Source organism: Streptococcus sp. 2342, from assembly GCF_013276795.1.
In the GTDB taxonomy this organism is placed as follows: domain Bacteria; phylum Bacillota; class Bacilli; order Lactobacillales; family Streptococcaceae; genus Streptococcus.
Map to the genome: position 1 here is coordinate 1 of NZ_VMLR01000003.1, position 13,628 is coordinate 13,628.

Below are 13,628 nucleotides of genomic sequence, written 5' to 3' on the forward strand. Positions count from 1 at the left end.
GCAGAAGACGTCTGTCAGTCGTCTACATTACTCCAACATAAGTTCTAAAAACTAACCTAAAACCCTATTCAAACGTCTCACACTAACTTCCACCATAGCGGAACTTAATCTGAAACGCTTTCAGATGACGGGATTTTGTGCGCTCTTTTTTTCGATTCCTTTCGGCTACAAAAACGATGAAATAAAGCATGATTAAAACCAGTGGAACTTACCCTGACACGGATTTCCACTGGTTTTTAGGATTTTTATCAGACTAACTTCCACTTGGATTAGCGGTGGAAGTTAGTTTGGGAATTTACCTTTTTTGCATGACTTCCTAGTGGGTACGGATGTCAAACTCTTTAAACACAATACGTAAGTCCTTTAGCACTCTTTGACGCCCTCGGAAGCGTTCATCCCTTAAGACGCGTTCTAACTCTTCTTGTTGCTCTTTAGTTTGTTTGTTTCTATAATCTCTTAGGGTTTCATGAAAGAGATAATAGTCATCTAGCCACAGACCGCCCTCACTTATACGATGACTTATCTCACCCACTTCTTCATAAGGTTCTTTATTATATCTTCGTTTGTGGCTTTCCTGCTTACGGAGATAATCTAAAATTCGATTCCGGAATTTTGTTTTGAAATATTTCCTTAAACGAGGGATATCTTCTACCAGCCCTTCTTCTCTACTAATCAATTCATGTAGACATATCATGCCCTCTTGGTCCCAATCCGATAGCTCCCACAAATGAAGGTAATATTCATTTCTACACTTGTATACAATTCCTTGGACTTCTTCATACATTTTTTTAAGCATAATCTTCCCCTTTCTAGATACAGTCTAACAGATTCAGAAACACTTTTGGCACATTTCCTCCATTCTGCACCCTTTAGATCCTCAACTGCACAAAAAAGAGAGGACAAGCCTCTCTTTGGGTTATTTTTCGTCATTCATTTTTGACTTTACTTCATCATAAGATAATGCATGAGACTCCTCTTCTACGGTTTCAGGCATCTTTCCTGTTTCATAAAGAGCTTTAATTTGTGTACTATCCAATGTTTCATATTTCAATAATGCTTCTGCAATCAACTTATGAGTTTCACGATTTGATTGGATGATTTCAGCAGCTTTATTTCGTGCTTCATTTAATAATGAACGAACCTCTTCGTCAATTTCATAAGCTGTTTGTTCTGAAATTGATTTTTGAGGACTCTGTGCACCAAACATAGCATGATTTCCTTCATATTGTACTGGGCCAAGTTTTTCACTCATACCGTACTCTGTAACCATTGCACGCGCCATTTGTGTCGCTTGTTCAAAGTCGTTTGAAGCTCCTGTAGTTTGGACATTAAAGATAATTTCTTCAGCTACACGTCCACCCATTAAGCCAGCCAATTGCTCTTTCATATCTTCTTTAGATAGAAGCATTTGATCTTCCTTAGGAAGTGCAATCATGTAACCACCTGCACGACCTCTTGGTACAATTGTAACCTTATGAACAACACGGGCATTCGACAAGACTAGACCAACAATGGTATGTCCTGCCTCATGGTAGGCAACCAATTCACGTTCTTTTTGTGAAACTGTCTTATCTTTCTTAGAAGGTCCAGCAATCACTCTATCTTCTGCTTCATCAATATCTGAAGCATCAATTATCGATTTATTGCGACGAGCGGCAACCAAGGCTGCTTCATTCAAGACATTCTCTAAATCAGCACCAACAAAGCCTGGAGTTTGTTGAGCAACTAATTTCAAATCAACATCTTCTGCTAAAGGCTTGTTCTTAGCATGAACTTTCAAGATTGCTTCACGACCTTTGACATCAGGACGGCCAACCAATACTTTTCTATCAAAACGTCCTGGACGCAGAAGGGCAGGGTCAAGTACATCTGAACGGTTTGTAGCAGCGATGACGATAATCCCTTCATTTCCCTCAAAACCATCCATCTCAATCAAGAGTTGGTTCAAGGTTTGTTCACGTTCGTCATTACCTCCGCCTAAACCAACTCCACGTTGACGTCCGACAGCATCAATTTCATCGATAAAGATAATAGCTGGCGCTGCTTTTTTGGCATCTTCAAAAAGAGAACGAACACGACTAGCTCCAACTCCGACAAACATTTCTACAAAGTCAGAACCTGAGATACTAAAGAATGGAACGCCTGCTTCTCCGGCGACTGCCTTAGCAAGCAATGTCTTACCTGTTCCCGGAGGTCCCTCCAAAAGAACACCTGCTGGAATCCGGGCTCCAAGTTTTGTAAATCGTTTTGGATCTTTTAAGAATTCAACAACTTCAACTAGTTCTTGTTTTTCTTCCTCAGCTCCAGCAACATCTGAAAATCTTACTTTAATATCTTCTTTATTTGCAGCTTTAGCCTTACTACGTCCAAAACTCATTGGGTTACGACCATTGCCTCCCCCCATATTTCCCATCATAGAGAATAGGAAGAAGAATAGAATTCCAAATGGCACAATGGATACGAGTAGATTAATCCACATACCACTTGAACTTTCATGCTTAATAGTTACTTCTGCTTTATGGTCCGAAGCAAGTTTTTGCAATTCTGATACTGTAGTATCAGAGGGAAGAATAATACTTGAAAATTTCTCTACTGTTGTAACAGATTGAGAAAAGAACTGAATGCCTGTTTCTTCTTTACTTGTTTTAGGATTTTTATAGACACCCGAAACTTCGATAACACTACCATTTGGTTGGTAGGTTAATTCTTTTACATTGTCATCGGTAATTTCTTTTACCAATTCTGTATAATTAATTTGCTCACTTTTCCCTGCAACACTACCTGTACTAAAATACTGGTAAGCTGTAACTAGGAAAAAAATAAGTAATAACCATAGAAATGGATTTTTAATTAAACCATTATTTTGTTTTTTCATTAAAAATTGTTCTTTCTAATTTGAATACACTTCTTCTTTCAATACTCCAACATAAGGAAGATTACGATAATTTTCTTTGTAGTCTAAACCATAACCTACTACAAACTCATTTGGGATAGTAAAGCAGGTATAGTCTGCCTCAATTTCTACAACACGTCCCTCTGGTTTATCCAATAAAGTTGCAATCTTAACAGAAGCTGCATCTCTTGCAATAAACATATCTCGCAAATTCTTCAAAGTTTGACCTGTATCAATGATATCCTCTACAAATAGAACATGTCTTCCTTTAATATCTTGAGTTACATCTTGCTTGATATTGATGACACCACTACTTGCTGTTCCACCATGGTAGCTAGAAACCATCATGAAGTCCATTTCAATATGTGTATCAATATGTTTGACCAATTCAGCCATAAAAGGAATAGATCCTTTTAAAATCCCAACCAAGATTGGATTTTTTCCTGCATAGTCCTTAGTTAATTGAGCACCTAATTTTTTAGCAGCTTCTGTAATTTCATCGTGTGAAACGAGGATTTTTTTAATATCGTTTTCTAACATTTTTTTACCTATCTATTTTTTCTATATAAAGTACAGTGTTCATTATATCATTTTTCGTGTTTTTACTCAAATCACTAGTCGCAATTCCCAAAATTGAGACAATTTCACCAAATTGCTCAATAATCAGAGCAGATTTTCGCTTTTCCATAGGGATTTTCAAATCAATAAATAGACGTCTGAGTTTTTTTCTATGCCCATTTTGAATCAAAAAATCTCCTCTTTTTCGATGACGAATGAGTATTGATGTTTCCCGTGAAACAGGTATTCGTTGAATTGATTCACCTTCTAATGGAAGTCCAAAGGAAAATAAATAACCTTGATAAGATACCTGATTTTGATAGTGTAACACAAGTTCATCTTCCTTTTCATCAGCCTGCGGACTGATTTTACAAATCTGAAACTGTTGATACTCTTTTATCAATTCATAGCCATTTTTAAGCAGATGACGATACTGGCTTTTAGTTTTTAAAATTTGCCGAACTTCAGCAAACTGCGCTTTTGTAAGATTCAAATCTGGAAAACGATTCAGATAAGTTTGAAGTAAAACTCTTTGTGTAGACTCAGAGTAAGACAATAGCTGATCTAAATTTTCTACATCAATATTATTAGATAATTCAGCTATAGCTAAGTCATAATCTAAAATTTCATTTCCAATACTTAAGATTGCATCTCTAAATCTAGGATTTTCTTTCTCTAATTCTGGTAAATAAGAGTTTCGAATACGATTTCGAAAATAATGATTTTCCTTATTTGATGTATCTTCAAAGTGAAAAATTGAAGGAAAGTCTTTTTTCTGAAAATGCAAGAAGGGACGAATGATTTCTATCTCTCCTACTACTTGCTTCTCCTTAATTCCTGATAGATAGCGCAAACGAGTACCTCGAATCAAACGCATCAAAATCGTTTCCACCTGGTCATCAGCATGGTGGGCAGTGACTAAAGCTGTCGCACCTGTCTTTTTCATGACCTCTTGAAAAAAATCATAACGAAAATGTCGAGCCCGCGCTTCTGAAAATTCTCCTAAAAAATTGCTAATATAAATAGGAAGCTCTGCTTCAGCAGCTAACTTCCTTAATTCCTGTTCTTCCCAATCTGATTCTACTCTCTGCTTATGATTCACATGTGCTAAAATCAGTTCAATTTCTAACTCTTTTTGATAAGTAGATAATACCTTAAATAGAAACATAGAATCTAACCCACCAGAAAGAGCTAGCACCACCTTAGTATGCTTTTTGAAATATCCCTTCTTGAGAAAATGATTTAAAAAATCTTGTTTTCTCATTTTAGAACCTCATAAACATCCTTGGATATCTGAGAAATTGTATAATAATCAGAATTCTTAGTGAAAATAGAAAGAATAAATGGAGAATCTGCGTAGACAACACCCGTATCATGCTTAAATTCGTCCGCATCCCCAATTTTATGAGCTACCTTCACAGAAACACCTTTGGCAATTCGCTGATTATCAAAATCTGTTTTAGTCAAAGACTCTAGCACAAATCCATTTTGATTATAAATAGCTTCCATGACCTTCCCGGCCATCTTGGAAGAAATCAATTTTTCTTTTGGATCCCAATCATCTCCCATAATGGCAGACATCTTGGATTTGAATGTGGCATCAGATTGGTTTGAAATGTAATAACCCAATAGATTATGAGCTACATTATCAGATTCTTTAGATACTTTTGTGATTAAGTCCTTGAGAGAATACTCTTTATTATCCTCTTTTTTAGGAAGACTACCACTTCCCTCTGGTTTATAAGAACCTGGAAAATCATTGACTGCAGATACGTATTTTACAGTCGTATCTAACTGATAAAGACCATCATTTATTTTTTCTTGCGCATAATAGAGATAAGGGAGTTTCAAAACGCTAGCTGCATACATCTTTTCATCTTGATTGATACCTGCTTCTTTTCCAGTAGTCAGTTGCTTAACATAAATAGAGAATGAATCCTTCTGATATTTTTCCGATAACATTTCTTGGACTTTACTCATCCGATTATCTTCTTCAGAAGTTGATTCTTTAGCTACCCATCCAGCCTGATCAATATGTAGAAATTCTCTTCCTTCTACAAACATGGTCTTATCAATTGATACTTGTGAATAAGCTGATAAGGATGATTTCACTTCTTTTAAATCATAAGGACTATTGTACAGTTTAAAGTCAGATTCTAACCATACTTTTTTTATTATTGGAGTTACCTCTGACTGATCATATAAAAATCGTTTGTCCGCAGCTATAAATTGATGATTTGATAGCTTAAATACCGGAATTCCTTGTTTATTTAAGCGCCACTCGGTTATTTGAAAACTTGTTTTAGGAGTCAATTTTCCAGATTCCACTACTAAATCTTCATTCGCATAGACAGGAACTTCTCCATAAACCATAGGAGAACTTAGCTTTTCTCTAAAATAAATACCAAAGTCAGATTGTGAAAGGTAATAAATTTCTTTCGAAGTATAGACGACTTCTTTTTCTGTGCTAACGACTTTTGAGATGGTCAAAAAACTCGGTAGCAACAAAATAATTAAGAATTTACGCATTCTTCCTTTCCTTTTCTTCTTGTAAACACAATAATTGATTTTTATCAGCCAATTCTTCCAGCTTTTCATCTGATAAACTCAAAAATTGCTCAATTACATCTAATAAATTTTCCATTTTATCACCTTTGAAGCAAGTCAGGAATCGTATAAACTATTTCCCTCGACTTAGAATAATAGTACTTCGCTCGTGTATATTTGGCAGCATAATCCTCATCTTTCAACTTGGTAGCAAATGCTGTCTCCTTATCCTTTTCATCACTCAAAGTCCGATACTGAGTTTGCAAGTCTGCTAATTGCTGACGTCTTTGGAGTAATTGCTGATAACTCTGCGCTAAATTAAAAGTTGGCAAGATAAATAACAGCATAATCAAAATCAGTACCCAACCCATGAAACGATTCCGTTTTTGTCGCTCTTTCATCAGGTAGCGCCGACGTTGGTATTCATTTTGAATAAAAGAATTATTCAATTGTACAATATTCTTAGACATTTTCTTCTACCCGTGTTTCACTGATAATTTCATACATGCCTGCTGCATCTTCTTTTTTTGTACTATCTTTCATCTCCAGTACTTTTACAAGTAACAATTTATTTCCAAAACGAATTTCAACTTGGTCATTAACTTTCAAGTCCGTTGAACTTTTGGCCAAGATTCCATTCACCTTGATTCTGCCTTTATCTGCTACTTCTTTTGCGACTGTACGACGCTTGATAATTCGCGATACTTTTAAATATTTGTCTAATCTCATCCTTATTACCTCAACTTATTATTGTACCATTTTTATCTATTTTATAGAAGAAAAATATCAAATGGAATTTTCTTTCTTAGACTCTTTTATCTCTAATAAACTTTCTCCAAAAATCAGCAGACCTTCTAAAATTTCATAATCTTTCTTATTTTGGACATCAAATACAAGCTCCATTAATCCCTTATTCTCAGCGATGCCTGCTTTTAAGTTCGTTGCGGATAAAGCTTTAAAATAATCTTGAGCTAAAAACAGTCGTTGAGTGACTTTTTCAAATTGAACTGTAATTTTATTATCTTTTCTTTCCACACGTTGAACAAATACCTTGTCCAAATATGACTTGACTAAACCAATCTCTAAAAGATAGGCTACTACATCTGGGTATTCTCCAAAACGGTCTATCAACTCCTCTTGTAACTCTTCATAATTGACACGGTTGTCAATTTGACGAATTTTCTTGTAAATTTCAATCTTATGTCGTTGATCAGAAATATAAGTATCAGGAAGATAGGCATCAATTTGCAAAATCAACTCAGCATTCCCTCTGGTTCTTGTATTAGTGTTAGCATTACCGTTTCGTTTAGCAATAGCTTCCTCTAATAACTGCGAATACAATTCAAAACCAACAGAATCAATGAAACCAGACTGGGATTTTCCTAGGAGATTCCCTGCTCCACGAATCGAAAGATCTCGCATAGCAATCTTAAATCCAGATCCCAATTCTGTAAATCCTTTAATCGCTTCTAATCTCTTTTCAGAGACTTCACTAATCGATTTTTCTGGACGATACATGAGATAGGCATAAGCAATACGATTACTACGACCGACTCTTCCTCTTAACTGATACAAGGTTGACAAGCCCATATGGTCCGCATTTTCAATAAATAAAGTATTAGCATTTGGAATGTCCACCCCTGTCTCAATAATGGTAGTCGTCACCAAGATATCGTATTGTCCCTCAATAAAGTCTAGTAGAGTATTTTCCAACTGGATTTCACTCATTCGACCATGAACATATCCAATCGAAGCCTCTGGAATCAACTCCTGTAATTCTGAAACCTTCTGGTCAATCGTGTCAACTTTGTTGTAAAGGTAGTAAACTTGACCTCCACGCTCCATTTCACGCAAAACAGCATCACGAATGACACTCTCATTCTTTTCCAAAACATAGGTTTGCACTGGATAACGATTAGTCGGCGGAGTTTCAATAACAGACAAATCTCTGATTCCCAGCATAGACATATGGAGGGTACGAGGGATTGGAGTAGCGGTCAAAGTTAGGACATCCACTTGTTTCTTCAGTTCTTTCAAGGTTTCCTTATGCTTGACACCAAATCGCTGTTCCTCATCAATAATCATCAAGCCTAAATCAGCAAACACAACATCTTTTGACAAAACACGATGAGTTCCAATCAAGATATCAACTTGACCGTTTTTCAATTTTTCAAGTGTTTCAGTCTGCTCTTTTTTACTTCTAAAGCGACTCAACACATCAATATTAACTGCAAAATTTTGGAATCGTTCCTTAAAATTGGTATAGTGCTGTTGCGCTAAAACAGTCGTCGGAACTAGAACGACAACCTGTTTGTGATCATTGACAGCCTTAAAGGCTGCACGCATTGCAACTTCAGTCTTTCCAAAACCAACATCCCCAACTAAAAGTCGATCCATTGGCTGAGAAGCCTGCATATCTCTCTTGATTTCCTCGATACTACGAAGTTGATCATCCGTTTCAACATAAGGGAAGGCATCATCAAAAGCATCTTGCCCTTCATCATCGGCTGAGAAAGCAAAGCCCTTCAACTGACTACGTTCAGAATAGAGTTTAATTAAATCGTCAGCTATATCCTCTACCTGGTTCTTAACTTTTTGCTTGGCTTTTTTAAAATGACCGTCATTTAATTTATTGAGTTTTGGAGCTTTCCCATCACTTGAAACATATTTAGACAATAGATGAATCTGTTCTACTGGAATAGAGATTTGATCCCCGTTTTGGTATTGAACACTAACATAATCACGGTGAATCCCTTTGATTTCAATTGTTTCAATCCCTAGATATTGACCAATTCCATGGATATGGTGAACAACGTAATCTCCTTTTTCAAGTTCATTGTAATCTTTTAATCTCTCTGCGTTTGAAACATGTTGTCTTCGAAAACGACGTTTTAATTTCTTTTGAAAAATCTCATGTTCAGTTATCAATAAAATCTTTTCATCTACAAAATGAAAACCACGTCTGAGATTACCCTCTATTAAGTTTACAGATTCTTTACAGATACTTGACTTATCTCTGGAATCCAATTTAATCTGATATTCCTCTAACATATCCTCCAATGCCTTACTTCCCATTGAATTGCTAAACTGCAGAATAATGGTGTAATTCATTTTTTTATATCGCTCAATTTCTTCTTTTAGAAAAGAAAATTGATTGAAAAACTCCTGCATAGGATATTGATTAAATTGATAAATTTGATCAAACTTGAGATTTCCTAAACCCTTTTGCAGATTAGAGAAAAAGGTCACCGGACTCTGTTTTTTATAGATTTGCTCTGTATCAGCAAAATACTGCATCTCAGAAAATGCTTTACTGTTCTGTAATTCTTCTGTAAAGTATTGTGCTAATTCTCTTTCAAAGACTTCATACTGATTCATTAATTTTTGATAATCATCAAAGAATATTGGAGTATCTTTTTCAATATAGTCAAATACAGTCCATGTCTTATCATAGCATAAAGATAAAAATTTCCGTGAATCAGAATGAATTTGTTTTTGGTGAAAACTTGAAAGAATTTCTTCTAAGTATGATTTTAAAATAGGTGATAAAGTCTTTGAAATTTGTTTTTCTAAAACTGACTGACCTCGTTGATAATCCTTTTCTCTCAAAAGCATATCACTAGCTGGAAAAATGGTGAGTTCTGTCTGATTTTCTTTTGATAGTTGTGTTTCTACTTCAAATGACCTAATACCATCAATTTCATCACCAAAAAACTCAATTCGGCAAGGTTCTAACTGGGATATTTCAAAAATATCTAAAATATCTCCTCGCAGACTAAATTCACCCTGAGTTTGTACTTGAGTAACTTTTCGATAGCCTATTTCCTTTAACTGATGGATAAGCACGTGTTGGTCATATTCTTCACCAACTGTTATTTTTACAATACTATCTTTGAATACATTTGGAGACGGTAAAATCAATCGACTTGCTGCGATATTACAAACTAAAATCCCTTTCTTAGATGAATCAGTCAAAAAACGCAAGGCTTCAACCCGTGAAATGATTTTTTCTTGTGAAGACATCAAAAACTCGACCATAGGGGAGTCATCTACCAAAAACGGATAAACAAGTTCCTCACCCAAGATAGTGATAAGATCACTAACCAGTCCTTCTGCCTCTCCATAAGTGGACGTCAGTAACACAATCTTATCTTCTTTTTCTAGACTACTTGCAATTGCAAGAGCCTTAGTAGACGTTGATAAACCAAGTATTAGTTGTCTTTTCTTATCTGTCAGATTTTGATACCATTTTTTAATCTGATCATTTTCTGAGAATAAGTCTAATAAGGTCACCATTTATCCATTATACCTCTGCATTGTTTTCTCAAAATTTTTCTCTTGTAAATAGTAGTTTACAGAATCGTCAACCTTGTCAATAGACTGTAAAATATCAATATAATCATCCTTGTCAAACTTACTCAAAACATGGTGAACAACTGACATACCATTTTTAGGTCTTCCGATTCCAATCTTAACACGGTTAAAGACCTGAGTTCCAATATGTTGAATAATAGACTTAATACCATTGTGACCACCTGCTGAGCCCTTTGCTCTTAAACGAATTTTCCCAACTTCCATGTCAAGGTCGTCGTAAATGACGAGTAAATCTTCAATATCCAAACTATAGTAAGTCAATAAAGCATGAACTACTTTTCCACTTTCATTCATAAAGGTCGTTGGTTTGACAAGATAAATTTTTTCTCCATTTAGGAAAAAGGATGCTAGGTCAGCTTGAAATATCTTATCGTGTGTAAAAGTGACATTCTGTTTTTTCGCTAGTTGATCAATCAACATAAAACCAACATTGTGTTTTGTTTCAAAATATTTATCCCCTGGATTTCCCAAGCCTACAAGTAATTTGGTCATTTATTTTTCCTTTCAAAAGCCAAAAGGGTTGGAATTTTTTTCCAACCTAATTGACACAATTTATTAATTTTTTAGACATTAAAGCGGAATTCCATGATATCGCCATCTTGAACGATATATTCTTTTCCCTCTTCACGCAAACGTCCAGCTTCTTTTACGGCCTTTTCAGATCCATATTTCACCAAATCATCGTATGACATGGTTACTGCACGAATAAAGCCTTTTTCAAAGTCTGAGTGGATAATACCAGCTGCTTGAGGAGCCTTCATACCACGTTTGAAGGTCCAAGCGCGAACTTCTTTTTCACCAGCTGTGAAGTAAGTTCCCAATCCAAGCAAGTGGTAAGCTGCACGCGTCAACTTGTCAACGCCTGATTCTGTCAATCCAAGTGCTTCAAGAAACTCTTGCTTGTCTTCATCGTCTAACTCAGAAATTTCTTCCTCAGCACGCGCAGAAATAACGACTACTTCAGCATTTTCTGTCGCTGCAAATTCACGAATTTGTTTGACATAGTCGATAGAATCTGGATCTGAAACTACATCCTCATCTACATTAGCAACATAGAGAACTGGTTTAGTCGTCAAAAGGAAGAGACCTTTGACAACCTTTTGTTCCTCATCTGTGAATTCAATGGTACGTGCTGATTTCCCATCTTCAAGGACTGGTTTAATTTTTTGAAGAACATTAAACTCTGCTACTGATTCCTTATCTTTTTGCGTACGTGCCATCTTTTCTACACGTGCATAACGCTTATTGACTGATTCTAAGTCAGCAAGAATCAATTCCAGATTAATTGTATCAATATCTGCAAGTGGATCTACAAAGGCGTCTTCACGTCCTTGCTCGCGCATGACATTTTCATCATCAAAAGCACGAACTACGTGAACAATCGCATCTACTTCACGAATATTGGCCAAGAATTTATTCCCTAGCCCTTCTCCTTTTGAAGCTCCTTTTACAATCCCTGCAATATCTGTAAATTCAAATGTTGTGGGAACTGTCTTTTTAGGAATAATCATTTCAGTTAGTTTTTGTAGGCGTTCATCTGGAACTTCAACCATTCCAACGTTTGGATCAATCGTCGCAAATGGGTAGTTTGCTGCCTCTGCTCCTGCTTTTGTAATTGCATTAAATAGTGTTGATTTACCAACGTTTGGCAAACCAACGATACCTGCTGTCAAAGCCATATTTCTCATTCTCCGTTTTCATTTCAATCCCTAATATTATAACACAAAAAGGGATAAAGTGCTAACCCTCTAACTAAGGGTTCTCAGTCAATAATTTTATTCATTTTTCGATCAAAATCATAGCGTCCCATCATGACAACATGGTCACAATTACTGCATTTTATTTTGATATCTGCTCCCACACGTGTAATTTCCCAACGATTAGCTTTTTTTCCTGTTGACTTGATAGTACAAGCATGTGGTTTTTTCATTTCAACAAAATTTCCAACTTGATACATACTACTCTCCTTTTCTTTTTCGATTATATCATAAAAGAGGCGAGCTAAGCTCAACCTCTTTCACTTAATTAGTACGAACTGGTGTAATGAGCTGCATGAAGTCTTCGTCAGTATCTGCTGGCACAAGAGTAAATGGACGAACAGCTGAGATAAAGCTAATGGTCACCTTTTCGCTATTTAAAGCTTTAAGAGAATCAATCAAGTAAGTTGGGTTGAAACTAATGGTCAAATCATCCCCAGTAACCTGGTCAGTATCGATTTCTTCGTTTACTTTACCAACTTCTGGAGAGTGAACATGGGCACTAACAACCCCATCTTTAATTTCAAGTTTCACAGTACCATTTTGAGTCGCACTTGATAAAAGACGAGCACGTTCCATTGACTGGCGTAAGTTTACCACATCAAAAGTAATAGTGGTGTTAAAGTCTGTTGGAATCAAGCGATCTGTGTCAGGATAGTTTCCTTCTAACAAACGTGTGTAGAAACTAATATTTTCACTTCTAAAGAGGATTTGATTGTTAGCAAAGAAAATCTCTACAGTTTCAATATCATCTGTAAATACCGCTGAAAATTCGCGTAGAGAACGGCTAGGGATTACGACAGCAAAATCATCACTATTTTTTTCAAGAGTCAATTTTTTCTGGCTTAGACGATGAGAGTCTGTTGCCACTGTTTTTAACTCTTTGTGTTGACTCAATACAAAATGAACACCTGTCAAAATTGGACGACTCTCTTGTGTACTTGCAGCAAAAGCTGTTTCATTGATAATTTTCTTGAGTAATTTTGTTTCAAGAACCAAAGGAGTGCTTGCTGAAATTTCTTGGATTCGTGGGTACTGTTCGCTATCTTTTCCTTTTAGGGTAATTTCTGATTTTCCACTGGTTAAAACAATTTGATTTTGTTCAATTTCTTTAAAATCAAGAGTCACATCAGGTAGACTAGATACTACATTGATAAAGAAAGAAGCTTCAAGAAGAATCGAACCTAAAGAAGTAATTAACAAACCAGCATCTTCATTTTTTTGAGAAATAAAATTTTCAATTGAAATCTGACCATTTGAACCAATTAAAGTAACACCTTCGTTGGTCACGTCAATTTTTACTGTTGATAAAATAGGAATGGCATTTTTAGAACTAATAGCTCTCTTAGTAATATTTAAGGCTTGTAGAAATAAATTTTTATTAATTGAAAAATGAATCATGGATTCTCCTTTATTTATTTTTAATATTAGAAGGATAATAGTAATAATAGAGTCTGTGAAATCTGTGGAAAACAGACTAAAAGTAAGTCATATCAAGT

Annotated in this window: 13 protein-coding genes; all 13 read right to left on the minus strand. The window is 35.6% G+C overall.

What is annotated here, in order from left to right; all coding sequences use genetic code 11:
• Positions 1–316: 316 nt before the first annotated feature.
• Positions 317–796 (minus strand): sigma-70 family RNA polymerase sigma factor, encoded by a 480-nt coding sequence (locus HT689_RS02610; RefSeq protein WP_173224791.1) that lies wholly within the window; start codon positions 794–796, stop codon positions 317–319.
• Positions 797–916: 120 nt separating this feature from the next.
• Complete coding sequence (gene ftsH / locus HT689_RS02615) at positions 917–2,875, minus strand: ATP-dependent zinc metalloprotease FtsH (RefSeq protein WP_173280793.1); 1,959 nt, start codon at positions 2,873–2,875, stop codon at positions 917–919.
• Positions 2,876–2,890: 15 nt separating this feature from the next.
• The gene (gene hpt, locus HT689_RS02620) at positions 2,891–3,433 is read right to left on the minus strand and encodes a hypoxanthine phosphoribosyltransferase (protein WP_000892171.1); all 543 of its coding nucleotides are present in this window, start codon (positions 3,431–3,433) and stop codon (positions 2,891–2,893) included.
• 4 nt (positions 3,434–3,437) lie between these two features.
• A complete protein-coding gene (tilS, locus tag HT689_RS02625) occupies positions 3,438–4,715 on the minus strand; it encodes a tRNA lysidine(34) synthetase TilS (protein WP_173224798.1) in 1,278 nt (425 codons plus the stop codon).
• On the minus strand, positions 4,712–5,980 hold the full coding sequence (locus HT689_RS02630; RefSeq protein WP_173280795.1) for a serine hydrolase: 1,269 nt from the start codon (positions 5,978–5,980) through the stop codon (positions 4,712–4,714). Before HT689_RS02630 ends, tilS begins: the two co-directional genes overlap by 4 nt.
• Positions 5,973–6,095 (minus strand): SP_0009 family protein, encoded by a 123-nt coding sequence (locus tag HT689_RS09895; RefSeq protein ID WP_257884889.1) that lies wholly within the window; start codon positions 6,093–6,095, stop codon positions 5,973–5,975. The genes HT689_RS02630 and HT689_RS09895 overlap by 8 nt, the downstream gene beginning before the upstream one ends.
• 4 nt (positions 6,096–6,099) lie before the next feature.
• Positions 6,100–6,468: a septum formation initiator family protein gene (locus HT689_RS02635; protein WP_050216165.1), complete on the minus strand. Its 369-nt coding sequence runs from the start codon at positions 6,466–6,468 to the stop codon at positions 6,100–6,102.
• On the minus strand, positions 6,461–6,727 hold the full coding sequence (locus HT689_RS02640; protein ID WP_001234978.1) for an RNA-binding S4 domain-containing protein: 267 nt from the start codon (positions 6,725–6,727) through the stop codon (positions 6,461–6,463). The genes HT689_RS02635 and HT689_RS02640 overlap by 8 nt, the downstream gene beginning before the upstream one ends.
• Before the next feature lie 57 nt (positions 6,728–6,784).
• Entirely contained in the window at positions 6,785–10,294 is a 3,510-nt protein-coding gene (gene mfd, locus HT689_RS02645; RefSeq protein WP_173224805.1) for a transcription-repair coupling factor, read from the minus strand.
• Positions 10,295–10,864: an aminoacyl-tRNA hydrolase gene (pth, locus tag HT689_RS02650; RefSeq protein WP_173224808.1), complete on the minus strand. Its 570-nt coding sequence runs from the start codon at positions 10,862–10,864 to the stop codon at positions 10,295–10,297.
• 71 nt (positions 10,865–10,935) lie between these two features.
• Complete coding sequence (gene ychF / locus HT689_RS02655; protein ID WP_173224811.1) at positions 10,936–12,051, minus strand: redox-regulated ATPase YchF; 1,116 nt, start codon at positions 12,049–12,051, stop codon at positions 10,936–10,938.
• An 83-nt stretch (positions 12,052–12,134) separates the two neighbouring features.
• Entirely contained in the window at positions 12,135–12,329 is a 195-nt protein-coding gene (locus tag HT689_RS02660) for a DUF951 family protein (RefSeq protein WP_000285186.1), read from the minus strand.
• A 64-nt stretch (positions 12,330–12,393) separates the two neighbouring features.
• Positions 12,394–13,530: a DNA polymerase III subunit beta gene (dnaN, locus tag HT689_RS02665; RefSeq protein WP_173224814.1), complete on the minus strand. Its 1,137-nt coding sequence runs from the start codon at positions 13,528–13,530 to the stop codon at positions 12,394–12,396.
• Positions 13,531–13,628: the final 98 nt, after the last annotated feature.